The sequence below is a fragment of the Caballeronia sp. GAWG1-5s-s genome (assembly GCF_023631445.1).
Lineage (GTDB): Bacteria > Pseudomonadota > Gammaproteobacteria > Burkholderiales > Burkholderiaceae > Caballeronia.
In genome coordinates, this window is sequence record NZ_JALQDC010000028.1 from 114922 (window position 1) to 139929 (window position 25008).

Sequence of the window (25008 nt, forward strand, 5' to 3'; positions counted from 1 at the left end):
AACAGCTTTTTGATAGATTGATCTCAGTCTATCGCAACGTTGTTACGATCGTAACATAGGGAAAGTGCGGAGATGGGCGGCTTCGGCGTACCGCCTTTTGTCGACGTCAGGCCGCCCGCGCTTCGGGCTCCACCGCAGGCGCGCCCCGGCCCGCCGGTATCGCGAGTCCCAAGTGTCCGCGCAGCGTCGTGCCCTCGTAAGCGCGACGGAAGATGCCGCGGCGCTGAAGGATCGGCACGACGCCTTCGGTGAACGCTTCCAGACCATCGGGCAGCACGTCCGGCATCAGATTGAAACCGTCGGCCGCGCCGTTTTCGAACCAGTGCGTGATGTCGTCGGCTACCTGTTCGGGCGTGCCGACGATCACGCGATGCCCGCCGCCGCCCGCCAGCGCACGCACCAGTTCGCGCACCGTATAGCCGTGCGTGCGCGCCTGCGCGAGCGTCGCGTTGAAGAACGTGTGATTGCCGTTGCCGTCGTTGGGCAGCGGCAGATCGGCGGGCAGGCGAGCATCGAGTTGCAGCGATTCGACGGGCACGCCGAGCGTTCCGGCAAGGCGGTTGAGGCTGTAGCGCCAAGGGATCAGATCGACGAGTTCATCGCGACGGCGCAGTGCCTCGCTTTCCGTCGCGCCGATGATTGTGGTCAGCCCGGCGAGCACCTTCACGGCGTTCGGGCCGCGTCCGTGGCGCGCCGCCCGCTCGTTGAGATCGGCTCGGTAAGCGCGCGATTCGTCGAAAGACTGCGAAGCCGAGAACACGGCCTCCGCGTGACGCGCGGCCAGTTCGCGTCCATCGCCCGATGCGCCCGCCTGCACCAGCACCGGATGCCCTTGCGCCGAACGCGGCAGGTTGAGCGCGCCCTGCACGCCGAAGAAGCGCCCGCGATGCTGCGCCGGATGCAGCTTGTCCAGATCGACGAAACGCCCGCTGGCCTTGTCCGCCACCAGCGCATCGTCTTCCCAGCTATTCCAGAGCGATTTCACGAGCGTCGCGAACTCATCGGCGCGGGCATAGCGTTCCGCGTGCTGCGGCACCGCGTCGAGACCGAAGTTGCGCGCGGACGGCAGATCGGCCGTCGTCACGATGTTCCAGCCGGCGCGCCCGCCGCTGATCAGATCGAGCGTCGCGAACCGGCGCGCGATGTTGTACGGCTCGTTATAGCTCGTCGACGCGGTCGCGATCAGTCCGATATGCGTGGTCGCGGCGGCCACGCTCGTGAGCAGCATCGTCGGTTCGAGCGCGGTGATCGGACGCATGTCGAGCTGATCGGAGATCGCCGCGTTGTCTGCCAGAAAGATCGCGTCGAGGCAGGCGCGCTCGGCGGTCTGCGCGAGCCGCACGTAATGATTCACGTCGATGAACGCGCGCGGATCGGCCTGTGCCACGCGCCACGCCGACGGCACGAAGCCCGAATGCAGCGCGTTGATGTTGAGATGCAACTGGCGCGGAAGAGATGCGCTCATGACTGGTCACTCCGTTTCGATGATGATGGCCGCGGCGCTCAGAACACGCGCCCTTCGGTCAGGTGCGTGGTCACGCCGTTCAGTTCGTAATCGCCGATCACCCGCGATTTATGCAGCAGCGGGTTGTGGCTGAAGATGGTGCGCAGATTGCGCCAGTGGCGGTCGAAGTTGTGCGCGCGCGACGTCGCCGACGCCCCGCCCGCTTCGAACATGCGCTCCGCCGCATGCAACGCGAGCTTGCTCACGACGAGCTGCGTGCGCGCGGTGACGAGCGCGCCTTCGAGCACGAGCGCATCGGCACGCGCGTCGCCGTCGCGCACCGCGCGCGACGAGCGGTCGAGCGCGCGGGCGTTCTCGCGCACGAGAGCATCGATTGCATGACTGTGCGACGACAGATCGCCCACGACCTGTTGAATGAACGCATCCTCGCGCGCGGTCGGCGCGGGACTATGCAGCGCGGGGCGTCCGTGTTGCACCACGTAGCGTTTGGCATCGGCGAGCACGTTGCGCACGATGCCCGCCGCGACCGCCACCAGATGCAGCTGCCGCAGCGCGCCCGTGTGGCGGCCGGCAAGCGTCGTCAGATTGCGCGGCGCGACTTCGTCGGCCTGCACGCGCAAGGAATCGAACACGAGACTGCCGCTTGCCGTCATGCGCTGACCCATGCCGTCCCAGTCGTCGAGCACGTGCAGACCTTCGCGCCGCACCGGCACGATCGCGACGACCGGTTCGCCGCGATCATCCTGCACATTGAGCCGCGCGTAGTCCGCGAAGGCCGTGCCCGTCGCGTAGTACTTGCGCCCGCTCAGGCGGTAGTGGTCGCCGTCGCGCGTGAGTTGCGTCGTGATCTCTCCCGGACGCGACGTGCCCGCTTCGGTCGAAGCGCCGCCGAAGATCGCGCCATCGACGATGCGCTCGATCTGCAACGCGTTGAACGGCGTGCGCGGCGAAAGCAGCAACGCCTCGGTCTGGTCGAAGTGGATGCGCAGCGCATGAGCCACGTTGCTTTCATGCGCGGCGAGCGTCGAGATGACATGGAACACGTCTTCGAGCGAGCCGCCGAGACCGCCCCACTCCACCGGCAGACGCAGCTTGCCTAAGCCGGAGGCCCGAAAGCGCGCGAACGCTTCGAATGGCAACTCGCGGCGCGCCTCGCGGGCGGCGGCTTCTTCGCCGATTTCCCGGGCGAGCGCCGGCAGCGCATCGAGCGCGTCCTGCAATGCGTGATCCGGCTCTGTGCGGATGCGTGCGAGTGTCGACATCTTTCTTCCTTGTTGGTGAATCTTGCAGAGAGGTCAGGCCGCGCGCGCGTTCGGGCGCCCTGCGGGAATCGCATCGAGCAGCGCGCGCGTGTAGGCGTGCCGCGGCGCGCGCCAGATGTCGCGATGGTCGCCGCTCTCGACGATCCTGCCGCCGTGCATCACATGCACGCGGTCGGCGATATAGCGCACCACGGAGAGATCGTGCGAGATGAAGAGATACGCGAGCCCCAGGTCGCGCTTCAGCTCGACGAGCAGATTGAGGATCTGCGCCTGAATGGACACGTCGAGCGCGGACACCGGTTCGTCGCAGATCAGGAGCGCCGGTTCGAGCACCAGCGCGCGGGCGATGCCGATGCGCTGCCGCTGTCCGCCGGAAAACTCGTGCGGATAGCGAGCGAGCGCGGCGGCGGGCAGGCCGACGCGATCGAGCATGGCCAAAGCGCGGGCGCGCCGCGTGCGCCGATCGCCGCCGATGCCATTCACCGCCATCACCGTATCGAGAATCTCGCCGACGGTGCGGCGCGGATTGAGCGACGCATACGGGTCCTGAAACACCATCTGCACGCGTCGCCGATGCGGGCGCAGCGCACGTTCGGTAAGCGGCACGAGGTCGGTGCCTTGGAGACGGATCGAGCCACCGGTGATGGGCGCGAGCCGCAGAATCGCGCGAGAAAGCGTCGACTTGCCGCAACCGGATTCGCCGACGAGGCCGACGGTCTCCCCGGCCGCGATGTCGAACGACACGCCGTCCACCGCGCGCAGCGTGCCCTTGCCGTGCCGATGCGCATAGTCCACCGTGAGCCGGTCCACCGACAGGAGCGGCGCATCGGCGGGAGGCGTCGCTGCCTCGAATGTGCGCGGCGCGAGCGGCGTCACGTTGAACGCGGCGTCGCCGTCCTCGCGGCTGCCGTGGCGAATCTCGGGCAGCGTCCAGTCCCGATAGTGAATCTCTCCCGACAGATTCAGCGACGCGCCCAAGAGACCGCGCGTGTAGGCATGAGCCGGCGCAGCGAAAAGCGTCTCCACGCGCGCCTCTTCCACCTTCTCGCCGCCCAGCATCACGGCGACGCGATCCGCGTGTTGCGCGACCACGCCCAGATCGTGCGTGATGAGCAGAAGCGACATCGACAATTCGCGCTTGAGTTCGTCGAGCAGTTCCAGAATGCGCGCCTGAATCGTCACGTCGAGCGCGGTGGTCGGCTCGTCGGCGATCAAAAGGTGCGGTCGGCACGCCACCGCCATCGCGATCATCACGCGCTGACGCTGGCCGCCCGACAGTTCATGCGGATAATCCGACACGCGCCGCTGCGGTTCGGGCACATGCACGAGGTCGAGCAGTTCGACGGCACGGCGCAGCGCCGCCTGCTTTGACAGCGCTTCGTGCTGGCGCAACGTCTCGGCAATCTGCGCGCCGATGGACAGCACCGGATTCAGCGAGGTCATCGGCTCCTGAAAGATCATCGAGATCTGCGCGCCGCGAATCCCGCGCATCTCGCGCGGCGCGAGCGTCAGCAACTCGCGGCCGGCGAAGCGCACGCTGCCCGTGACGATGCCCGGCGCCGGCACGAGCCGCATCAGCGAGAGCGCCGTCGCGGACTTGCCGCAGCCCGATTCGCCGACGAGCGCGAGCGTCTCGCCTTGCGCGATGTCGAAATCGACGCCGCGCACCGCCTGATGCGCGCCGAAGTTCACGCGCAAGTCGCGCACTTGCAGCAGCTTGGCGTCGCTCATGCGCGCTCCCGCAAACGAGGGTTGAGCGCGTCGTTCAGGCCGTCGCCGAGAAGATTCAGCGCGAGCACCGCGGTCACGATGGCCGCGCCCGGCAGCGCCGTCAGATACCAGGCGGTGCGCAGCGAATCGCGCCCCGCGCCGATCATGCCGCCCCAGCTGACGACGTTCGGATCGCCCATGCCGAGGAACGACAGCGACGATTCGATGAGAATCGCGCTTGCGACCATCACGGAGGCCGTGACGATCACCGGCGGCAGCGCGTTCGGCAGGATTTCGCCGAAGATGATGCGCGCATCGGAGAAGCCCTGACTGCGCGCCGCGAGCACGAAATCGGCCTGACGAAGCGTGCGGAACTCGGCGCGTACGATGCGCGCGACCGTCGGCCACGACGCGATGCCGATGGCGAGCGCGATGACCGTCACGCTCGGCTTGCCGATGGCGACGATGACGATCACCAGCAGAAACGACGGCACCGTCTGGAAGACCTCGGTGACGCGCGCGAGCAGATCGTCGATGACGCCTCCGAAGAAGCCGCCGAGCGCGCCGACGAGCGTGCCGATGACGAGCCCGATGCCGGCCGCCGACGCGCCGATCACAAGCGACACGCGCGTGCCGTGCGCGATGCCCGCCGCCACGTCGCGCCCGAGCGAGTCGGTGCCGAGCGTGTAGAGCGGATCGGCGCCGGGCCACTCGAACGGCGGCGCGACCATGTCGAACGGATCGCCGGGGAACAGATGCGGCGCGGCGAGCGCGAGCGCCAGCAGCGCGACGAGCAGCACGATGCCCGCGAGCGCCGACGGATTGCGCAGCAACGCGCGCCACACGCCGCGCGTGGCGCGTGGCGTGGCGGCCTGCGCGCGGCGCGCGCCGAACACCGCGCCTGCGAGTTGACGCCGCCAGGCGGACCCGGCGGATGTTTGCGCCGTGACGAGTTCGGAAGAGTCGGTTGCCATGCTTGAGCCGAAGGAAAAAGAGGATTAGGCGATGCGCGGATCGAGCCACGCCTGCAGCAGATCGATCACGAGATTGGCGGCCATCACGAGCAGCGACGACAGCAGCAGTACGCCCAGCAGCACGCTGAAATCGCGTGCCATGACGGCATCGAGCGCGAGGCGGCCGAGGCCCGGCCAGCTGAAGACCGTCTCTGTGACGGCCGCGCCGCCGAGCAGCGTGCCGAAGTGGATGCCGACCATCGTCGTGAGCGGCATCAGCGCGTTGCGCAGCACATGACGCACGCTCACCCGCAAAGGATGCAGCCCCTTCGCATGCGCGGTGCGCACGAAATCCTGACGCTGCACTTCCAGCATCGCGGCGCGCGTGAGACGGGCGTAGATCGCCACGAAGAACGTGCCGAGCGTCGCGGCCGGCAGCAGCGCGTGTTTCGCCACATCGGCCACATACGCGAGGCCGTGCAGATTCGCGCCCACGGTGACGTCGCCGCCGCTCGGCAGCCAGCCGAGTCGCACCGAGAACAAGATGATCGCGAGCAGGCCGATCCAGAAGCCCGGCGTCGAATAGAGCAGCAACGCGAGCACCGACAGCACGCGGTCGGGCCATTTGCCCGCCCAGTGCGCCATGATCGCGCCGAGCACGACGCCCGCGACGATCGCGAACGCGAGCGCGCTGCCCATCAGGATCAGCGTGTTCGGCAAGCGGGAGAGAATCAGCTGCATCACCGGCGCGTCGTATCGCGGCGAGTAGCCGAGACTGAAATGCGCGAGATGCGACAGGTACGCGCCGAGTTGATGCAGAAGCGGCTGGTCCAGCCCGAACTTCGCTCGCAGCGCGGCGAGCGTTTCCGCCGTCGCGGAGCCGGATTCGCCCGCGAGCACGTCGGCGGCGTCGCCCGGCATCAGCTTCAGCAGAAAGAAGTTCAGGATCACGATGGCCAGCACCGTCGGCACCGCCTGCCATGCGGTGCGTCGGGCGATCGCGGCGAGGCGCGCGCGTCGGTTCCCTCGGTTCATGCGCTTGCCCTCACGCGCTCAGATACACGTCGGCGAAATTGCCTTCGAGACCCTGCGCCGATACCGTGTGATTGCGCACGCGCCGGTTCGCGAGCGTCACCATGCGCGGCGCGACGAGATTCAGGATCGGCAGGTCGCGATAGACGATCTGCTGAAACTGCTGAAAGAGCGCGACGCGTTTGCTGTCGTCCGCCTCGGTCGATGCCGATTCGAGCAGCCGGTCCACGTCGGGATTGCTGTAATGCGGCGCATTGGAAAACGGCACGCCGGGCCGGATGTTCTTCGACCAGTAGAGCCGCTGCACGCCCACGCTCGGATCGAACAGCGTATTGACGCCGATGCTCGTGAAGTCGAACTGGCGGTCCGCATACACGCGCTTAAGGAACGACGGCAAGTCCTGCGAGCGCACCGTCACGTCGATGCCCACGCGCGCGAGCGCCGATTTCACATAGTCCGCCTGACGCCGGTACATGTCGCCGTAGGGCAGGAAGTCGTGCGTGAGCTGGAAGCGCGGGCCGCCGTTTTTGCGCGGATAACCCGCCGCGTCGAGCAGCTTTTCGGCGGCGGCGGTATCGAACGCATACGGCGCGAGCTTCGCATCGTGATACGGCGAGCCCGGCGTGATCGGCGTGGGCGAGAGGTCGGCGTATCCGTACGCGATCGTCTTCTGCACGATCTGCGGGTTGATCGCATGCGCGATTGCCTGCCGCACGCGCAGGTCCTTCAGAATCGGGTGATCGAGATTGAAGTCGATTTCCGACAGCGGTTCGAGAAAGCGATAGCCGCGCGTCTCCGTCACGAGTTGTGGCAGTTGCGTGAGACGCGGCAAGTCGGTGAGCGGCACCGGATTTTCTCCGCCCAGATCGAGCGCGCCGGTTTCGAACGCGGCCGAGCGCGCGGCCGCATCGGGAATCACTTTTAGAACGAGCGAATCGATGTAGGGCTTGCCCGCGTCCCAGTAATCCGGGTTGCGCTCGTAGACGATGTTCGCCCCGCGCGTCCACGACTTGAAGCGAAACGGCCCCGTGCCGATGGGCGCGTTGTTGTGCGGATTCGAGAGCGGATCGCCGGATGCGTACAGGTGCTTCGGCACGATAGGCGACTCGCCCGCCGACAGCGCCTTCAGCAGGTACGGCGCGGGCTTCGCCAGTTCGATGACGGCCGTGCGCGCATCGGGCGTCGAGACTCGCGTGACGTTCGCAAACGTGCTGCGGCCACGCGGATGCACCGACTTCAGCAGGTCGATCGAGAACGCGACGTCCGCCGACGTGAACGGCTGGCCGTCGTGCCACTTGACGTTCTCGCGCAGCGTGAACGTGTACTTGAGGCCGTCGTCGGCCACGTTCCATGCGGTCGCAAGCTGCGGCTTGGGCTTCAGATCGAAGTCATAGGCGAGCAGACCTTCGAGCACCTTGGAGCTCGCCACGAGCGCGGGGCCGGTTGTCTGAAAGATCGACACCAGCACCGGCGGCTCGGGATTGATCAGCATGTTGAGCGTGCCGCCGCGCCGCGGCGCCCCGGCGTCCTTGCTCTGTGCGAAAGACAGCGAGGAGAGGCTTGCCGACGCCAGCGTGGCGCCCGTGGAAAGAAGGAAGTGTCGTCGGTTGATGCCTGTCATGCGATGCCGTTCTCGTGCGTTGCGTTCGTCGGTTGGAGGGGATCGCGACGAACCGCCGCCTGCGGTGCGAATGCTGCGCCGCCGCGTGATCCGCGCAAGCCGACACCATAGAACGGCAGCCGCCGAACGCAAACCAAGCGTTCGGCATATGCAAAGCAGGCGGCGGGAGATTTGCGAAGAAGCATGCTGCCGGAGGTGGAAGTCCAGGCCGGCACCGACCAATTGTGAAAATCGATGCGCCACGGTATGCGACGCCTCATTACCGCTATGATCCCCGGTCGAAATTGCAACGTCATCCTGACGAAATCCATCTGAGTTGTTTCCCATGCCGAAGCTCCTTATTCTGAGCGTCAGCGCTGGCGCAGGACACGTGCGCGCCGCCGAGGCGCTGTGCGCGTATGCGGCGGTCCATCCGGCGGGCGTCGAAGCCGTGCATCTCGATGTCATGGACTACGTGCCCGCGAGCTTCAAGGCGCTCTACGCCGATTTCTACATCAAGCTGGTGGCGCATCAGCCGGCGTTGTGGAGCTATCTCTACCAGAAGACCGATCATGCGTCGCCGCGATCGTTCGGCGAGCGGCTGCGACGCGCCGTCGAGCGCCTGAACTGCCGAGCGTTGCAAGCAGAGATCGAGCGGCATCAAGCCGATGCCATCGTCTGCACGCATTTTCTGCCTGCGGAATTGTTGTCGCGTGAGCGTCGGCGAGGGAATCTGCGCACGCCGGTGTGGGTGCAGGTCACGGACTTCGATCTTCATCGCCTGTGGGTGGTGCCGGGCATGCAGGGCTATTTCGCCGCTAACGACGAAGTGGCGTGGCGCATGGCCGCGCGCGGCGTGCCGGCGGCGTCGATTCATGTGGGCGGCATTCCCGTCATGCCTGCGTTCAGCGAGAAGCTGGACCGCGCGGCATGCGCTGCCGAAGTCGGTCTCGATCCCGAACGGCGCACGCTTCTGATGATGTCCGGCGGCGCGGGCCTGGGCGCGCTCGATACGCTCGCCGCGCGCCTGCTGCGCATGGACGGCGACTTCCAGCTGATTGCCCTTGCCGGCCGGAACGAGGCGATGCTGCGGGCGTTGCAGGAACTGAGCGGCAGCTATCCGGGACGGCTCCACGCGTCCGGCTTCACGCCCAGCGTCGAACGCCTGATGGCCTGCTCGGACCTCGTCATCACGAAGCCCGGCGGACTGACGACCTCCGAGTGTCTTGCGATGCATCTGCCGATGATCCTAAATGCGCCGATTCCCGGCCAGGAAGAACGCAACGCCGACTTCCTGCTCGAACAGGGCGTCGCGCTCAAGGCCGTCGATGCAGTCGGGCTCGAATATCGCGTTCGTGGTCTTTTGCGCGATCCTTCGCAACTCGACGACATGCGCCGCCGGATCGCGCCGCTCGCGCGGCCGCACGCCGGACGGTTCGTGCTGGACACGGTGCTGCATGCGTTGTCGTCTGCGGCTTCGGAGGCGGCATGAAGGCGTGTCGCTGGTTGCCGGGCGTACGCACGCTCGCGCTCGTCGCATGGGTCGCGCTGTTGGGCTTCTTCTTCGCCAACGTCGAGATTCAGATCGAAGGCAGCGCGGGCTGGGCCGCGAATCTGCCGACGTGGCGCATCGAACATCACTGGCTGCTCGATATCTTTTGGGGCGGCCGCCCGATGACCGGCTATCACGCCTGGGTCTTTCCGTTCATGGCGCTGTGCTTTCACATGCCCGCGATCTTCTTCGCCCGATGGTCATGGCGCATCGAGGCGCGCATCGTCGCCTGCATCATGGCCTTCTGGCTCATCGAAGACTTCCTGTGGTTCGTGCTCAATCCGGCATATGGACTAACGCGTTTCGATCCGCTTCATGTGCCCTGGCACAAGCATTGGGTCGCGTTCGCGCCGACGGATTACTGGACGATGAGCGCGGCGGCGTGCGTGCTGTTCTTCGTATCGCGACGAGCGGATACGACTACCGAAGCGACGCGCGATGCGTAGGGTCTTCAACGCGCTGTTCTATGCGGCAGGCGTGACGGTCGTGTCGAGTGTCGTCGCATCGATGGCGACCGGCGCCCTCGCACCGACGCCAGCGAAGTTGACGCCAGCGAAGTTGACCCCAGCCCCACGGCCGCTGAACTGGGCGGAGCCGATGCTGTTCACGCGCATCGAAAACCTGCATCGCATCACGCCTTCGCTGTATCGCAGCGCGCAGATTTCGGAGAGCGATTTGCCGCAATTGCGCGCGCTCGGCATCCGCAAGATCGTGAGCTTTCGCTCGTTTCATTCGGACGAGGACCTGCTCGCCGGAAGCGGCATCGCGTTGCAGCGCATCCCGATGAATACGTGGGATATCCGCGATGAAGACATGATCGCCGCGCTCAGGGCGCTGCGCGACGTGGATCGCGAGGGGCCGGTTTTGATTCATTGTCAGCACGGCGCGGATCGCACGGGACTCGTGTCCGCGCTGTATCGCGTGGTCTATCAGGGATGGAGCAAAGAGGCCGCGGAAGACGAATTGCTCAATGGCGGCTACGGCTTTCATCCCGTCTGGGGCAATATCAAGCGATACCTCGAACAGGTCGATGTCGACTGGCTGAGGCGGCAAGTAGGCGCAACGCCGCGGCGGGGCTGAGGTGACGTTATCGGGGCTCGTTCGATGGGCTGGGCGCATCGGCATCGCGGTACTGGGCTGCTGGATGCTGGCGGCCGTGTGCATTTGCGTGAGCGGCCTCGCCATGCCGCAGGAAAGTGCGGATGTGGCGGTCGTGTTCGGCAATGCTCTGAACCGGAACGGGACGCCCGCCTCGATTCTGCGGCCGCACCTCGAAGCGGCATTGCAATGTCATCGCGCGGGGCAGTGTCCGGTGCTCTTCGTGAGCGGCAGTATCGACGGGCCCGGTCTCGACGAAGCTCAGGCGATGCGCGCGTGGCTGCGCGAGCGTGGCGTCGCGGACGGCGCGATCGTGCTCGACAATCGAGGCGACAACACGCTCGCATCGGCTCGAAACGCGACGGCCTTCATGCGTGAGCGCGGCATGCATCGCGTCATGCTCATCACGCAGTACTACCACCTGCCGCGAGCGCGGCTTGCGTTCGAAAAGGCGGGCGCTCACATCGTGCTCGGCGCCTATCCGCGTCGCTTTCGAGCGATGGATGTGTATTCGAGTTGGCGCGAAGTGCCTGCGTTCGCGGTCTATTTCGTTCGCCTCGCGCTCGATCCGGACGCGCAGCCGGTATCGATTCGGCCGGTGTGGTTCATCCGCGGATTGCTTCGGGATCGCGGTCACTGAGGAGCCCGAAGTGCGACGTGCTCCCGCGCTTCACCGCTTCGCATTGAGCCTGCGCCACAACGTCGTCTTGCTGATGCCGAGCGCCTTGCAGACCGCGTCGCGATCGCCATTGAACGCAGCGAGCGTTGCGCGGATCTGATCCGCTTCGACGGAGCGGCTCATGTCGCGAAGCGACGGATTCGCCGCAGCCTCGGCTTGCGCGGGGAACAGCTCGGGCGCGATCACTTGCAGATCGTCGGGCGTCAACGCGACGGGGCGATCCCCGTCGAGCGGCATGTCGGATATCTCGACGGCAATCCGTTCCACGATGTTCTGCAACTCGCGTACATTGCCGGGCCACGCGTGACGCGTCAACGCCTGTTCGAGCGGCGCGACAACACGCGCCGCCGCTTCGCGGCTGCGCACGCGCAGCGCCAGCGCCTTGTCGCGCCCCGCCGCCTGCATCAACAGCTCGATGGCCAACGGCACGATGTCCGACGCGCGCGCGCGCAACGGCGGCAACGCCAGGCTCAGAATATTGATGCGATAGAAAAGGTCGGCGCGAAACGAGCCGTCCGCGACGCCTTCGACGAGCGTGCGATGCGTCGCCGCGATCACGCGGATGTCGACGCGCGTCGGCTCCGTCGATCCGAGACGCATGACCTCTCTCTCTTGCAGCACCCGCAGCAAGCGGCTTTGCAGCGAAGGCGGCATCTCGCCGATTTCGTCGAGAAAGAGCGTTCCGCGATGCGCCGCCTCGATGAGGCCCGCCTTGCCGCCCTTGCGCGCGCCCGTGAACGCGCCTTCCTCGTAGCCGAACAGTTCGCTTTCGAGCAGCGCCTCGGGAAACGCGCCGCAGTTCATCGCGACGAACGGGAAGTCTTTGCGACGGCTCAGGCGATGCATGCTTTGCGCGACCATTTCCTTGCCCGTGCCGCTCTCGCCGAGAATCAACACGGTTGCATCGGACTTCGCGTAGCGGCGCACGAGCGCCCTGACCCGCTCGATGCCTTCCGACTCGCCGACGACGTCCTCCAGCCGATAGCGCGCGACGAACTCCTGCGCGCCTCGCCGCGATCGGAGGCTTCTGTCGAGCCTCTCGACCGCTCGCGATTCCTGGAACGTGAAGATGGTGCCGTCCGATGCGCCGCCGCTCGCGAGCGGTCCGCGATGAATCGCGTAGCTCACGCCGCGCACCGCGCCGAACACGTCGCCGTCGGCAGCCGGCAACACGCCTTGCAGTTCGGGCGCGACATCCAAGAGCGCCCGGCCGACCACCCGCGATGCATCTAAAATGCCAAGCGCGGCGGCGAGTTGACGATTCATCGCTTCGATGCGCCCTTCTGCATCGACCGCGACGACGCCATCGCGAAGATGCTGCAACAGATTGTCCAGGCGATTACGGCGGGCGGCCTCGCCACGCATCGCCTGCGCGACTTCGAGCGCGGTCTCGAACGCCGCGACGACGGACGTGCGCGAATAGAGAAACACGGAACTCATGCCCGCTTCGGCCGCGAGGTCCGCGACGAGCCCCGGGCCGACTACCACGTCGACGCCGCGGTCGCGCAGGTCCAGCACGAGGCTCTCCGCGTCCTGCGCCGACCGGTACGACTCGCAGATCACCTCGATGCCGTAGGCGGCCAGGAAGCGGCGAATCTCATCGGGCGTGTCGCCGTGCGTGACGAGCGCGACGCTCGCGCCCTCGCGTCGCGCCTTCGTCAGCGCGTGCATCACATCGAAGCCGGTCGGGCTGATGACGACCACCGGCACCGACACCCGGCTCTTGAGATAAGCACCGTTGGAGCCGCCCGCCACGACGACATCCGGCCGCCCATCGCGCGCGGATTCGATGCTGCGCGCGGCATCTTCATAGGCGAGCGGCACGACTTCGAGCTCGGCCCGATTTTCGTACGCGCCCGCGAGATCGATGAACAAGGCCCTTAGCCGGCTGATCCCCACCGCCCAGATGCGAGGACGAGACGTGGTTTCGGTTTGCATGGTGTTTTGAATGCCGGGTGGGAGCATGCAGTATGCACCACGATTTCACTTTTGGAATCGTCAATTCACAGCCGAAACCATTGCGCAAGAGTCATCCGGGCTGGCCGTGAAAAATCAAGGAGTTACGGGCTTGTAACGGCCTGGCAAGATAGTTGCTTTAAGGACGCACCTTCAGCAGGAGACGAATGTGAGTTCTGAATACCAAATGCCAAAAAGCGCAGGGGCGCGGTTCCGCCGAGCCGTCGAGGAAGAATCGCCATTGCAGGTCGTCGGCGCGATCACCGCCTACGCCGCGAAGATGGCAGAAGCGGTCGGCTTCAAAGCCCTCTATTTGTCGGGCGGCGGCGTGGCCGCCAACTCGCTCGGCATGCCCGACCTCGGCATCAGCACGATGGAAGACGTGCTGATCGATGCGCGCCGCATCACCGACGCGTCGTCGCTGCCGCTCTTGGTCGACATCGATACGGGTTGGGGCGGCGCCTTCAACATTGCGCGCACGATCCGCTCGTTCATCAAGGCGGGCGTGGCGGCGGTGCATATCGAAGATCAGGTCGGGCAAAAGCGCTGCGGTCATCGGCCGGGCAAGGAAGTCGTGCCGACCGGCGAAATGGTGGATCGCGTGAAGGCCGCGGTCGATGCACGCACCGACGACGCGTTCGTCATCATGGCGCGCACCGACGCGGCGGCCGCCGAAGGCATCGATGCGGCGATCGAACGCGCGGTGGCGTATGTCGAAGCGGGCGCGGATATGATCTTCCCCGAAGCGATGAAGACGCTCGACGACTATCGCCGCTTCAAGGCGGCCGTGCGCGTGCCCATTCTCGCCAATCTCACCGAATTCGGCTCGACGCCGTTCTTCACCGTCGACGAACTGAAGGAAGCGAATGTCGATATCGCGCTGTACTGTTGCGGCGCATATCGCGCGATGAACGCCGCCGCGCTCAACTTCTATGAGACCGTGAAGCGCGATGGCACGCAAAAGGCCGCAGTCGAAACCATGCAGACGCGTGCCGACCTGTATAAATACCTGGGCTATCACGCCTACGAAGATAAACTCGACCAGCTCTTTGCTGCGAAGAAATAACCCTTTGGGAAGGAGACGAACACGATGAGCGAAGCCGATAACAGCACTGCAACCGCAGGCGCATTCAAGCCGAAGAAATCCGTCGCGCTGTCGGGCGTGACAGCGGGCAATACCGCGCTGTGCACCGTCGGCAAGACCGGCAACGACCTGCACTATCGCGGCTACGACATTCTGGATGTGGCGACCACGTCCGAGTTCGAAGAGATCGCGTATCTGCTCGTGCATGGCAAGCTGCCGAACGTCGCGGAACTCAAGGCGTACAAGACGAAGCTGAAGGCGCTGCGCGGCTTGCCCGCGAACCTGAAGGCCGCGCTCGAATGGATTCCCGCCTCCGCGCATCCAATGGACGTCATGCGCACCGGCGTCTCCGTGCTCGGCACGATTTTGCCGGAGAAAGAAGATCACAACATCGCGGGCGCGAGAGATATCGCCGACAAGCTGATGGCCTCGCTCGGCTCGATGCTGCTTTACTGGTACCACTACTCGCACAATGGCAAGCGCATCGAAGTCGAAACCGATGACGACTCTATCGGCGGCCACTTTCTGCACCTGCTGCATGGCGTGGAGCCGTCGCAGTCGTGGGTGCAGGCGATGCATGTCTCGCTCAACCTGTATGCCGAACACGAGTTCAACGCCTCGACGTTCACGGGTCGCGTGATCGCGGGCACGGGCTCGGATATGTATTCGGCGATCACCGGCGCAATCGGCGCGCTGCGCGGTCCGAAGCACGGCGGCGCGAACGAAGTCGCATTCGAGATTCAATCGCGCTACGAGACACCCGACGAAGCGGAAGCCGACATCAAGCGTCGCGTCGAGAACAAGGAAGTCGTGATCGGCTTCGGGCATCCGGTTTATACGATCTCCGATCCGCGCAACAAGGTCATCAAGGAAGTGGCGAAGTCGCTGTCGAAAGAAGCGGGCAACACCAAGCTCTTCGATATCGCGGAACGCCTGGAAACCGTCATGTGGGACGCGAAGAAGATGTTCCCGAATCTCGACTGGTTCAGCGCGGTGTCGTATCACATGATGGGCGTGCCGACCGCCATGTTCACGCCGCTCTTCGTCATCTCGCGTACGTCGGGCTGGAGCGCGCACATCATCGAGCAGCGCATCGACAACAAGATCATCCGGCCGAGCGCCAATTACACGGGACCGGAGAACCTCGAATTCGTCCCACTGGCAAAGCGTTCGTGATGCTTCGCTGAACGCCCCGTCTCAGCCCGGCGCTCGATTCGGTGATGCCTTCACCGAGTCGGGCGCTGGCGGCGCCTACAATAGCCTGAATGTTCGAATGAAGGGTCGCCCTTTTGCATGACCCTTCGAGCGTGGCATGCTAAAGACCATGCAATGACCGAGACACCGCAATGAATAGCGCAAACCGCAAACCCCTCCCCGGCTTCTCGCTCGACTACTTCGATGCGCGCGCAGCCGTCGAAGCCCTCGCGCCGGGAGCGTATGACACGCTGCCCTACACATCGCGCGTGCTCGCCGAAAATCTGGTTCGCCGCTGCGATCCGGCGATCCTCGATGCATCGCTGATGCAACTCATCGAAAGAAAGCGCGAACGCGATTTTCCGTGGTTTCCCGCGCGCGTCGTCTGTCACGACATTCTCGGGCAGACGGCGCTCGTTGATCTCGCGGGCTTGCGCGATGCCATCGCGGACCAGGGCGGCGATCCCGCGCAAGTGAATCCGGTCGTGCCCGTGCAGTTGATTGTCGATCATTCGCTCGCAGTGGAATGCGGCGGCTTCGATCCGGATGCGTTCGCGAAGAACCGCGCCATCGAAGACCGGCGCAACGAGGATCGCTTCGATTTCATCAACTGGACCAAGAAGGCATTCAAAAATGTTGAAGTGATTCCGCCGGGCAACGGCATCATGCACCAGATCAATCTGGAGCGGATGTCGCCTGTGATTCACGCGGTCGATGGGCTCGCGTATCCGGATACGCTCGTCGGCACCGACAGTCACACGCCTCACGTCGATGCGCTCGGCGTCATCGCTATTGGCGTGGGCGGCCTCGAAGCCGAGAACGTCATGCTCGGCCGCGCGTCGTGGATGCGGCTGCCGGATATCGTCGGGGTCGAGTTGAGCGGCATGCGCCAGCCGGGCATCACGGCCACCGATATCGTGCTCGCGCTGACCGAGTTCCTTCGCAAGGAGAAAGTGGTCGGCGCATACCTCGAGTTCTATGGCGAAGGCGCATCGAGCCTCACGCTCGGCGACCGCGCGACGATCTCGAACATGGCGCCCGAATACGGCGCGACCGCGGCGATGTTCTATATCGACGAGCGCACCATCGACTATCTGCGCCTGACCGGCCGCGACGAGAAGCAAGTGAGTCTCGTCGAGCAATACGCAAAAACCACTGGCCTCTGGGCCGATTCGCTCGCGCATGCGCAATATGAACGCGTGCTGCGCTTCGATCTCTCCACCGTCGTGCGCAACATGGCCGGTCCGTCGAATCCGCATCGACGCTTGCCGGTTTCCGAGCTCGCGGCCCGTGGCATCGCGCGTGAATGGGTGAACACGCCCGGCCAGATGCCGGATGGCGCGGTCATCATCGCGGCGATCACGAGCTGCACGAACACGAGCAATCCACGCAACGTGATTGCAGCCGCGCTGCTCGCGCGCAATGCGAATGCGCAAGGGCTCACGCGCAAGCCGTGGGTGAAGTCGTCGCTCGCGCCCGGTTCGAAAGTGGTCGAACTGTATCTGCACAGAGCCGGCCTGTTGCCGGAACTCGAACAACTCGGCTTCGGCATCGTCGCGTTCGCATGTACGACGTGCAACGGCATGTCCGGCGCGCTCGATCCCGTCATTCAGCAAGAGATCGTCGATCGCGATCTGTACGCCACCGCCGTGCTCTCCGGCAATCGCAATTTCGACGGACGTATTCATCCGTATGCGAAGCAGGCGTTTCTCGCGTCGCCGCCGCTCGTCGTCGCTTATGCCATTGCGGGGACCATACGCGTCGATATCGAACGCGATGCGCTCGGTATCGGCAAGGACGGCCAGCCTGTCTATCTCAAGGACATCTGGCCGAGCGATGAAGAGATCGACGATATCGTCAGACAGAGCGTGAAGCCCGAGCAGTTCCGCAAGATCTACGAGCCGATGTTCGCGCTGAACGCCGCGAGCAATGAGTCAATCAGCCCGCTCTATGACTGGCGCCCGCAAAGCACCTATATCCGCCGTCCGCCCTATTGGGAAGGCGCGCTCGCGGGCGAACGTACGCTCAAGGGCATGCGCCCGCTCGCGGTGCTCGGCGACAACATCACGACGGACCATCTCTCGCCGTCCAATGCCATCCTCGCAACCAGCGCGGCCGGTGAATACCTCGCAAAAATGGGCTTGCCCGAAGAGGACTTCAATTCATACGCGACGCATCGCGGCGATCATCTGACGGCGTTGCGCGCGACGTTTGCGAACCCCACGCTCGTCAACGAGATGGCAGTCGTGAATGGTGAAGTGAAGAAAGGCTCGCTTGCGCGCATCGAACCTGAAGGCAAGGTGACGCGCATGTGGGAAGCCATCGAAACGTATATGGAACGCAAGCAGCCGCTCATCATCATCGCAGGTGCGGATTACGGGCAAGGCTCGTCGCGCGACTGGGCCGCGAAGGGCGTGAGGCTCGCGGGCGTCGAGGCGATCGTCGCCGAAGGCTTCGAGCGCATCCATCGCACGAATCTGATCGGCATGGGCGTGTTGCCGCTCGAGTTCAAGCCGGGCATGAATCGGCAGACATTCGGCATAGACGGCACCGAGACCTATGACGTGATCGGCGAGCGCACGCCGCGCGCGGATCTCACGCTCGTCATCCATCGCAAGAATGGCGAGCGCGTGGAAGTGCCGGTCACGTGCCGCCTCGATACCGCGGAAGAGGTCTCGATCTACGAAGCCGGCGGCGTGTTGCAACGCTTCGCTCAGGACTTCCTCGAATCGGCGAAGGCAGCGGCCTGATCGCGCACGCTGCATCCAACAAAGGAATCACATGGCTTACGCACCTCAGATCAAGATCCCCGCGACCTACATGCGCGGCGGCACTAGCAAGGGCGTCTTCTTTCGCCTGAACGATCTGCCCGAAGCGGCGCGCGTGGCGGGACCCGCGCGCGATGCGCTGCTGTTGCGCGTCATCGGCAGCCCCGACCCGTACGGCAAGCAGATCGACGGCATGGGCGGCGCGACGTCGAGCACGAGCAAGACCGTCATCGTGTCGAAGAGCACGCGGCCCGATCACGATGTCGACTATCTCTTCGGGCAGGTCTCCATCGACAAGCCGTTCGTCGACTGGAGCGGCAACTGCGGCAATCTCTCGGCGGCGGTCGGACCGTTTGCCATCGCGAGCGGCCTTATCGATGCTGAGCGCGTGCCGGACAACGGCATCGCGATCGTGCGTATCTGGCAGGCGAACATCGGCAAGACGATCATCGCGCATGTGCCGATCACCAAGGGCGCCGTGCAGGAGACAGGCGACTTCGCACTGGACGGCGTAACGTTTCCGGCCGCGGAAATACAGCTCGAATTCGTCGATCCCGCAGCGGAGGAAGAAGGCGCGCAAGGCGCGATGTTCCCCACAGGCAATATCGTCGATGATCTCGAAGTGCCAGGCATCGGCACCTTCAAGGCGACGATGATCAACGCGGGCATTCCGACCATCTTCGTGAATGCGGAAGACATCGGCTATAAGGGCACCGAGCTTCAGGACGCGATCAACGGCGACAATGCGGCATTGACGCGCTTCGAAACCATTCGCGCATACGGCGCGCTGCGCATGGGGCTTATCAAGAGCCTCGATGAGATCGCTCAACACCAGCACACGCCCAAGATCGCGTTCGTCGCGCGTCCGGCGGACTATTTTGCGTCGAGCGGCAAGCGCATCGGCGCGGAAGATATCGATGTCCTCGTGCGTGCGTTGTCGATGGGCAAGCTACATCACGCGATGATGGGCACCGCTGCCGTCGCCATCGGCACGGCCGCCGCGATTCCCGGCACGCTCGTCAATCTCGCGGCGGGCGGCGGCGCGCGTCAGTCGGTGCGCTTCGGTCATCCGTCCGGGACGTTGCGCGTCGGCGCGGAAGCGGTCGAAGCGAACGGTGAATGGTCAGTGAAGAAAGCCATCATGAGCCGCAGCGCGCGGGTGCTTTTCGAAGGCTTCGTGCGCGTGCCCGACTCTCGGGATAGCGTGGCCGAGTAGCCACTTGAGGCGGCGCGCGATCCATCGCAAGGCTCGCTGCGCCGCCGATTCGCTGCTCCCTATGGAGAAGCGCGAGACGCGGTGTTAGCGCAGCCCGCCGCTCGCGATGATGCTCTCGCCCGTCAGCCAGCGCGCATCGTCCGATGCGAGGAACACCGCGACCGACGCGATATCGTCCGGATTCCCGAGCCGGCCGAGCGGCGTCTGAGCGACGATGCCCGTTTCCATCTCCGAGCCGATGATGCCCGCCGTATGCGTGCCTTCGGTCGCCACCATGCCGGGATTGATCGAGTTCACGCGGATCTTTCTCGGGCCGAGCTCGCGCGCCAGCACGCCCGTGATTGCATCGACGGCGCCTTTCGTGCCGCTATAAACCGCGCTCGCGGGCGGAGTGATACGGCTCACGACCGAACTCACGTTGATGATGCTCGCGCCTTCGCCCAGATGCTTCGAAGCGGCCTGCGTCACGAGTAGCACGCCGAGCACGTTCACATTGAACTGCTTATGGAAATGCTCTTCGGTGATTTCCTCGATCGGCGAGAACTCATAGATGCCCGAGTTATTCACGACGATATCGAGGCGGCCATACGTTTCCACCGCCGCATTCACGATGCCTTTGGCGTCCGCTGCATTCGACACGTCGCCGCCGACGGCGATGGCCTTGCCGTTAGCCGCGACGATATCGGCCACGACAGCGTCCGCGCCATTCCGGCTGCTTGCGTAGTTCACCACCACCGATGCGCCTTCCGCCGCGAGCGCCTTGGCGATGGCAGCGCCGATACCCTTCGATGCACCCGTGACGACGGCCACTTTGCCTGCGAGCTTGCTCATGATCATTTCCTTGGAATATTGAATACCGCGAAGATGGACTTGGCGTTCGGCTCACCGCGTCGAAGCGCCACGTCGCCAATGTAGACATCTCGCGCATGACGATAAAGCGGCCGGAAACGAATTGACTGGCTGGCAATAATGAACAATGCATGCAAAAGACCGAAGACATCAGACAACCGGGCGTGCGGAAGTCCGCCCGTTTCGTCTCGCCGATGTCTTGCGCCGTCCGCCGCTTGCGGGCGCCGCCAGTTGCGGCGCGGCAAACATATCGACCAGTTGCTCGCGCAGCCAACGGTGCGCCGGCAGTGTTTCGTTGCGCTGATGCCAGAAGAGGCTGATGACGCGATCCGGCGCCTCCAGCGGCGCGCGCACGCTGATTAGTTCGCCGCTTGCCGCCGCCCGTTCGCACAGATCGCTCGGCAGTACGCCGATCAGATCGCTCGCGCGGATCATGTCGCACGCCACGGTGTAATGGTTCACCGTCGCGACGAGGTTGCGCCGGAGTCCACGTGACGCGAGAAAGGTATCGAACGTAGGCTGCGTCTGCCCCGCGAGGCTGACATCGACGTGACGCGCGTTCAGGAAGCGTCGCGTCGTCAGTTTGCCCGCTTCGGCGAGCGGGTGATCACGCCGCATGATGCATCCATAATCCACGGTCCATAACGACCGCGAACGGATATGCGCCGGCGGCAGCGTTTCGTTCACATAGACGCCGATCAGATAATCCACGCGATTGCCCTCCAGCAGCGCGGGCGCATCGAGCAGGATGTTCGGCACCGTATGAAAGCGCACGCCGGGCGCAGTCTTGCCGAAGCGCGTGATGAGTTGCGGCATGACGATGCCCGCGACGTAGTCGGACATCGACAGGCTGAAGTTCACGTCGGCGAGCGATGGAAGGAAGGTCTGCTCGTCGAGCGCGCCGCGGATGCGGGCGAGCGACTCCCCAATCGGCCCCCACAAGGCCATCGCGCGCTGAGTCGGCGCGACGCCCGCGCCGTGGCGCACGAATAGCGGGTCGCCAAAGGCCTCGCGCAAGCGGCCGAGCGCGTTGCTGACGGCCGGCTGCGTGAGCGACAGCTTGGTGGCTGCGCGCGTGACCGCCCCTTCGGTCATCAACGCTTCGAATACTTTCAGCAAGTTCAGGTCAAGCGTACGGAAGCTCATGAACCATTCAGCTCGTCAATGGACAGGATCACGATTATAAATATGGTTGAAGATGCACGCGCCATAGAATGAGCGGATCGTCGCCTGCCTGGAGAACCCTGTGTCGAATGTATCCGCGCGCATCGAACGTCTTCCTTTCGGACGCTTTCATTGGCGCCTTCTGATGATGGGCGGCTTCGGCTATGCCTTCGATGCCATGGACGCCGCAGCGGTCGCGTTCGTCCTCCCGGTGCTGCGGCACGACTGGGCGCTGACCAGCGTGCAGACGGGCGTACTCGGCAGCGGCAACTTCATCGGCTACTTCTTCGGCGCGCTGTTCGCCGGCACGCTCGGCGATCTGATCGGCCGGCGCAAGGTGATGATGTATGCACTGCTGCTTTACAGCGTCGCGTCGGTCGTCAGCGCGATGACCGATTCGTGGCCCACGTTCCTCGCCTCGCGCATCGTCGCTGGCATGGGCACGGGCGCGGAAAGCGCGATCATCGCGCCGTATCTCGCGGAGTTCGTCGCGAAACGCTATCGCGGTGTCTTCACGGGCGCGCTCGCCGGCTTCTTTTCGTTCGGCTTCGTCGCGGCCGCGCTGCTAGGCTATTTCGTCGTTCCGGCGTTTCCCTCGGGCTGGCGCACCGTGCTCTTCATCACGGCGCTTCCCGTGGTCATGCTCTTGTGGTGGCGCCGCTCGCTGCCCGAGTCGCCGCGCTGGCTCGAAAGCCGCAAGCGTCACGACGACGCCGACCGCGTGCTCGCCGACATCGAAGCAGATTTCGCGCGGCAAGGCATCGCGCTGCCCGCCGCCGCAGCCGTCGGTCCGACCGGCGCGCCGCCCGCGCCCACCGGCGCGCTCGTCGCGAACTTCCGCGCGCTGTGGGCAGGACGGCAGGCGCGCATCACCGTCATGACCTGGCTGATGTGGCTCTCCATCACGTTCAGCTATTACGCGTTCTTCACATGGATTCCCGGCCTGCTGGTGCAGCACGGCATGAGCATCACGCGCAGCTTCGGTTATTCGCTCGCGATGTACGTCGCGCAAGTGCCGGGCTACTTCACGGCGGCATGGTTGAACGAACGCATCGGCCGGCAAGCGACGATCGCCTCGTACATGCTGTGCGGCGGCGCCTGCGCGCTCGGCATGGCGTTCGCGAGCACCAACGGCGAGATCATGCTGGCGGGCATCTGCCTGTCGTTCTTCATGAACGGCACGTATGCCGGCGTCTATGCATACACGGCCGAAGTCTTTCCGACCGCCGTGCGGACGACCGGCGCGGGCACGGCGTCGGCCATCGGCCGGATCGGCGCAATCGTCTCGCCGATTCTGGTCGGCTATCTGTATCCCATCTCCGGCTTTGCGGGCGTGTTCGGCGCGACGACCGTCGTGCTGCTGCTCGGCGCGCTGGCGGTCGTGGTGATGGGCGTGCCGACGCGAGGACGCTCGCTCGAAGACATCGCAGCGGGCGAGGCGGAAGACGTGCATCCGTCACGCACGCCGCCAAGTATTGAATACGTAGAGTTGAATACATAACGCCGAATGCAAGTTTTCCCCGGAGACTCACCCGTGCAAAGCATCCTTTTCCAGAACGCCGCCCTGCTCGATCCCGCGCGAGCCGAAGTGCTCGACGGGCATCATGTCCTCGTCGAGAACGGCGTCGTCAAGGAGATATCGGACAAGCCGCTGAAGAGCGCGTCGTCGCGCGTCATCGATCTCAAGGGCAAGACGCTCATGCCGGGGCTCATCGACCTGCACGTGCATGTCGTGGCCGTGCAATTAAATCTGTCGCAACAGGTGCATATGCCCAATGTGCTCGTCACGCTGCGCTCGGTGCCGATCATGCGCGGCATGTTGCGGCGCGGCTTTACCACCGTGCGCGATGCCGGCGGCGCGGGCCACCCGCACAAGCTCGCGGTCGAAAGCGGTCTGGCCGTGGGCCCGCGCTTGTTCGTCGCCGGACGCGCGCTCAGCCAGACCGGCGGCCACGGCGATATGCGCGCCCGGTCCGACTACATGGGCGACAGCGCGCCGTGCGGATGCTGCGTGCGCGTGGGCGCGCTCGCGCGCGTCGCGGACGGCGTGGACGAGGTGCGCCGCGCGGCGCGCGAGGAATTGCAGATGGGCGCCGATCATCTGAAGATCATGGCGTCGGGCGGCGTGGCATCGCCTACCGATCCTGTCGGCGCATACGGCTATGCGGAGGATGAAGTGCGCGCCATCGTCGAGGAAGCGCGCGCCCGCAATACGTATGTGATGGCGCACGCGTACACGGCGGATGCCATCGCGCGAGTCGTGCGCTGGGGCGTGCGCACGATCGAGCACGGCAACCTGATCGATGCGCCCACCGCGAAGCTGATGGCCGAACACGGCGCCTACGTGGTGCCGACGCTCGTGACCTACGAAGCGTTGGCGTCAGAGGGCGCGCAGTACGGACTCGGCGAGGAAAGCGTCGCGAAGATCGAGGATGTGCGCGAGGCGGGTCTGCGATCGCTCGAAATCTATCGCGAGGCAGGCGTGAAGATGGGGTTCGGCTCGGACTTGCTCGGACCTTCGCAGCGGCTGCAAAGCGATGAATTTCGCATTCGATCCGACGTGCTCGGCAATGCGGCGGCGCTCGCGGCCGCCACGACGACGGCCGCCGAAGTGCTCGGCCTGCCCGGGAAGCTCGGCTGCATCGCGCCCGGCGCGTGGGCAGACATGATCGTGATCGACGGCAACCCGCTCGAAGACATTTCCTGCATGCTGGGACAGGGCGAGCGCATACCGTTGGTCATGAAGGGTGGCGAGATCCAGTTCGACGAACTCGAAGCGCGCTGACGCCTCGCGCCCAGGCGCTTATTTCCCGGCGTCTTCGTCGACGAGATGAGCGATCTCGTCGACTTCGATGGTCCGGCCGAGCCGGTTCTTCACGCCATATCCCCACGCATGCACGTGGGCGCCCGGCGTCAGATAGTCCGACAGCGCCTCGGCCGCGTGCGGCGGCATGCGCAGCGACGTGCCATCGTCGAGCAGGGCGCCGCGCAGCTCGCCTTTCGGACCGTGGAGCGAGAGCAGCACTTCGCCCGACGCTTCCATCTGGCGCATTTCGACTTCGGGCGGATGATGCTTGCCGTCCGAGTCCGGGCCTTCGTCGAGGATAGTGCGGCCCGCCTTCGTCATGACGGCGACGGCCGCGATCATGTCCGCGCCACGCGGCTTGATGCCGCGCACGGTGACGGCATCGCCGATCTTCACGTTGCGCGCCAATTGCTTCGACAGATGCGGCGGGAAATGAACTTGCCGCGAGTCGTCCAGAACGAATCCGTCCAGCTCGCCGTGGGGATTGAGCAGAAATCGCGTGACCGTGCCGCGTGTTTGCGGCAAACAGTCAGGGTCGATCCAGTGCATCCGTGCTTCTCCTTTCGATAGGGTTCGGTCGATGCTTTGCGTTTTGCATGCAGACGCATGCATGCGGCACG

The 25008-nt window shown here is 65.0% G+C and carries 20 protein-coding genes; 10 read left to right on the top strand and 10 right to left on the bottom strand.

What is annotated here, in order from left to right; all coding sequences use genetic code 11:
- Positions 1 to 106 precede the first annotated feature (106 nt).
- The 6 genes from NCR34_RS19885 to NCR34_RS19910 are packed head-to-tail and all read right to left on the bottom strand — an operon-like array spanning position 107 to position 8043.
- A complete protein-coding gene (locus tag NCR34_RS19885) occupies positions 107 to 1465 on the bottom strand; it encodes an LLM class flavin-dependent oxidoreductase (protein ID WP_248324316.1) in 1359 nt (452 codons plus the stop codon).
- 38 nt (positions 1466 to 1503) lie between these two features.
- Positions 1504 to 2727 carry an acyl-CoA dehydrogenase family protein gene (locus NCR34_RS19890; protein WP_248324317.1) on the bottom strand — a complete coding sequence of 408 codons (1224 nt, stop codon included), beginning with the start codon at positions 2725 to 2727 and terminating at the stop codon, positions 1504 to 1506.
- Between the two features lie 33 nt (positions 2728 to 2760).
- Entirely contained in the window at positions 2761 to 4458 is a 1698-nt protein-coding gene (locus NCR34_RS19895; RefSeq protein ID WP_248324318.1) for an ABC transporter ATP-binding protein, read from the bottom strand.
- The gene (locus tag NCR34_RS19900) at positions 4455 to 5411 is read right to left on the bottom strand and encodes an ABC transporter permease (protein WP_250501010.1); all 957 of its coding nucleotides are present in this window, start codon (positions 5409 to 5411) and stop codon (positions 4455 to 4457) included. The genes NCR34_RS19895 and NCR34_RS19900 overlap by 4 nt, the downstream gene beginning before the upstream one ends.
- 24 nt (positions 5412 to 5435) lie before the next feature.
- Positions 5436 to 6425, bottom strand: a complete 990-nt coding sequence (locus NCR34_RS19905; RefSeq protein WP_248324320.1) for an ABC transporter permease — start codon at positions 6423 to 6425, stop codon at positions 5436 to 5438.
- Between the two features lie 10 nt (positions 6426 to 6435).
- Entirely contained in the window at positions 6436 to 8043 is a 1608-nt protein-coding gene (locus tag NCR34_RS19910; RefSeq protein ID WP_248324321.1) for an ABC transporter substrate-binding protein, read from the bottom strand.
- A gap of 325 nt (positions 8044 to 8368) precedes the next feature.
- Between NCR34_RS19910 and NCR34_RS19915 the strand changes: the two genes are divergently transcribed.
- From NCR34_RS19915 to NCR34_RS19930, 4 genes are read left to right on the top strand one after another with little or no spacing between them, the layout of a single operon-like run.
- Positions 8369 to 9514, top strand: a complete 1146-nt coding sequence (locus NCR34_RS19915) for an MGDG synthase family glycosyltransferase (RefSeq protein ID WP_248324322.1) — start codon at positions 8369 to 8371, stop codon at positions 9512 to 9514.
- The gene (locus NCR34_RS19920) at positions 9511 to 10020 is read left to right on the top strand and encodes a hypothetical protein (protein WP_248324323.1); all 510 of its coding nucleotides are present in this window, start codon (positions 9511 to 9513) and stop codon (positions 10018 to 10020) included. Before NCR34_RS19915 ends, NCR34_RS19920 begins: the two co-directional genes overlap by 4 nt.
- The gene (locus tag NCR34_RS19925) at positions 10013 to 10654 is read left to right on the top strand and encodes a dual specificity protein phosphatase family protein (RefSeq protein ID WP_248324324.1); all 642 of its coding nucleotides are present in this window, start codon (positions 10013 to 10015) and stop codon (positions 10652 to 10654) included. The genes NCR34_RS19920 and NCR34_RS19925 overlap by 8 nt, the downstream gene beginning before the upstream one ends.
- Before the next feature lies 1 nt (position 10655).
- Positions 10656 to 11312 carry a YdcF family protein gene (locus NCR34_RS19930; protein WP_250501011.1) on the top strand — a complete coding sequence of 219 codons (657 nt, stop codon included), beginning with the start codon at positions 10656 to 10658 and terminating at the stop codon, positions 11310 to 11312.
- Positions 11313 to 11342: 30 nt separating this feature from the next.
- Here the strand turns inward: NCR34_RS19930 and prpR are convergent, their stop codons facing one another.
- Complete coding sequence (gene prpR / locus NCR34_RS19935) at positions 11343 to 13289, bottom strand: propionate catabolism operon regulatory protein PrpR (RefSeq protein ID WP_248324326.1); 1947 nt, start codon at positions 13287 to 13289, stop codon at positions 11343 to 11345.
- 205 nt (positions 13290 to 13494) lie between these two features.
- Between prpR and prpB the strand changes: the two genes are divergently transcribed.
- The 4 genes from prpB to prpF all read left to right on the top strand — a co-directional run bounded on the left by prpB (position 13495) and on the right by prpF (position 19569).
- Entirely contained in the window at positions 13495 to 14373 is an 879-nt protein-coding gene (gene prpB / locus NCR34_RS19940) for a methylisocitrate lyase (protein ID WP_284506636.1), read from the top strand.
- 24 nt (positions 14374 to 14397) lie between these two features.
- Positions 14398 to 15567, top strand: coding sequence for a bifunctional 2-methylcitrate synthase/citrate synthase (gene prpC, locus NCR34_RS19945; RefSeq protein WP_248324328.1), 1170 nt, complete (start codon positions 14398 to 14400; stop codon positions 15565 to 15567).
- Positions 15568 to 15737: 170 nt separating this feature from the next.
- Positions 15738 to 18335, top strand: a complete 2598-nt coding sequence (acnD, locus tag NCR34_RS19950; protein ID WP_250501012.1) for a Fe/S-dependent 2-methylisocitrate dehydratase AcnD — start codon at positions 15738 to 15740, stop codon at positions 18333 to 18335.
- Positions 18336 to 18366: 31 nt separating this feature from the next.
- The gene (prpF, locus tag NCR34_RS19955; protein ID WP_248324330.1) at positions 18367 to 19569 is read left to right on the top strand and encodes a 2-methylaconitate cis-trans isomerase PrpF; all 1203 of its coding nucleotides are present in this window, start codon (positions 18367 to 18369) and stop codon (positions 19567 to 19569) included.
- An 84-nt stretch (positions 19570 to 19653) separates the two neighbouring features.
- Here prpF and NCR34_RS19960 read toward each other — a convergent pair whose 3' ends face one another.
- Both NCR34_RS19960 and NCR34_RS19965 read right to left on the bottom strand, forming a co-directional pair.
- Entirely contained in the window at positions 19654 to 20400 is a 747-nt protein-coding gene (locus NCR34_RS19960; RefSeq protein ID WP_248324331.1) for a glucose 1-dehydrogenase, read from the bottom strand.
- A gap of 168 nt (positions 20401 to 20568) precedes the next feature.
- Positions 20569 to 21564, bottom strand: a complete 996-nt coding sequence (locus NCR34_RS19965) for a LysR family transcriptional regulator (protein WP_248324332.1) — start codon at positions 21562 to 21564, stop codon at positions 20569 to 20571.
- Between the two features lie 100 nt (positions 21565 to 21664).
- Between NCR34_RS19965 and NCR34_RS19970 the strand changes: the two genes are divergently transcribed.
- Both NCR34_RS19970 and NCR34_RS19975 read left to right on the top strand, forming a co-directional pair.
- Positions 21665 to 23083, top strand: coding sequence for an MFS transporter (locus NCR34_RS19970; protein ID WP_248324333.1), 1419 nt, complete (start codon positions 21665 to 21667; stop codon positions 23081 to 23083).
- Positions 23084 to 23116: 33 nt separating this feature from the next.
- Positions 23117 to 24367, top strand: coding sequence for a metal-dependent hydrolase family protein (locus NCR34_RS19975; RefSeq protein WP_248324334.1), 1251 nt, complete (start codon positions 23117 to 23119; stop codon positions 24365 to 24367).
- Between the two features lie 18 nt (positions 24368 to 24385).
- On the opposite strand, the gene NCR34_RS19980 is transcribed toward NCR34_RS19975, so the two are convergent.
- Positions 24386 to 24937 carry a hypothetical protein gene (locus NCR34_RS19980; RefSeq protein WP_248324335.1) on the bottom strand — a complete coding sequence of 184 codons (552 nt, stop codon included), beginning with the start codon at positions 24935 to 24937 and terminating at the stop codon, positions 24386 to 24388.
- Positions 24938 to 25008: the final 71 nt, after the last annotated feature.

What these genes read in the sequence shown, in the direction of transcription:
- NCR34_RS19885 (WP_248324316.1), bottom strand. Translation starts at nt 1,465, where the DNA reads ATGAGCGCATCTCTTCCGCGCCAGTTGCATCTCAACATCAACGCGCTG.
- NCR34_RS19890 (WP_248324317.1), bottom strand. Translation starts at nt 2,727, where the DNA reads ATGTCGACACTCGCACGCATCCGCACAGAGCCGGATCACGCATTGCAG.
- NCR34_RS19895 (WP_248324318.1), bottom strand. Translation starts at nt 4,458, where the DNA reads ATGAGCGACGCCAAGCTGCTGCAAGTGCGCGACTTGCGCGTGAACTTC.
- NCR34_RS19900 (WP_250501010.1), bottom strand. Translation starts at nt 5,411, where the DNA reads ATGGCAACCGACTCTTCCGAACTCGTCACGGCGCAAACATCCGCCGGG.
- NCR34_RS19905 (WP_248324320.1), bottom strand. Translation starts at nt 6,425, where the DNA reads ATGAACCGAGGGAACCGACGCGCGCGCCTCGCCGCGATCGCCCGACGC.
- NCR34_RS19910 (WP_248324321.1), bottom strand. Translation starts at nt 8,043, where the DNA reads ATGACAGGCATCAACCGACGACACTTCCTTCTTTCCACGGGCGCCACG.
- NCR34_RS19915 (WP_248324322.1), top strand. Translation starts at nt 8,369, where the DNA reads ATGCCGAAGCTCCTTATTCTGAGCGTCAGCGCTGGCGCAGGACACGTG.
- NCR34_RS19920 (WP_248324323.1), top strand. Translation starts at nt 9,511, where the DNA reads ATGAAGGCGTGTCGCTGGTTGCCGGGCGTACGCACGCTCGCGCTCGTC.
- NCR34_RS19925 (WP_248324324.1), top strand. Translation starts at nt 10,013, where the DNA reads ATGCGTAGGGTCTTCAACGCGCTGTTCTATGCGGCAGGCGTGACGGTC.
- prpR (WP_248324326.1), bottom strand. Translation starts at nt 13,289, where the DNA reads ATGCAAACCGAAACCACGTCTCGTCCTCGCATCTGGGCGGTGGGGATC.
- prpB (WP_284506636.1), top strand. Translation starts at nt 13,495, where the DNA reads ATGCCAAAAAGCGCAGGGGCGCGGTTCCGCCGAGCCGTCGAGGAAGAA.
- prpC (WP_248324328.1), top strand. Translation starts at nt 14,398, where the DNA reads ATGAGCGAAGCCGATAACAGCACTGCAACCGCAGGCGCATTCAAGCCG.
- acnD (WP_250501012.1), top strand. Translation starts at nt 15,738, where the DNA reads ATGAATAGCGCAAACCGCAAACCCCTCCCCGGCTTCTCGCTCGACTAC.
- prpF (WP_248324330.1), top strand. Translation starts at nt 18,367, where the DNA reads ATGGCTTACGCACCTCAGATCAAGATCCCCGCGACCTACATGCGCGGC.
- NCR34_RS19960 (WP_248324331.1), bottom strand. Translation starts at nt 20,400, where the DNA reads ATGAGCAAGCTCGCAGGCAAAGTGGCCGTCGTCACGGGTGCATCGAAG.
- NCR34_RS19965 (WP_248324332.1), bottom strand. Translation starts at nt 21,564, where the DNA reads ATGAGCTTCCGTACGCTTGACCTGAACTTGCTGAAAGTATTCGAAGCG.
- NCR34_RS19980 (WP_248324335.1), bottom strand. Translation starts at nt 24,937, where the DNA reads ATGCACTGGATCGACCCTGACTGTTTGCCGCAAACACGCGGCACGGTC.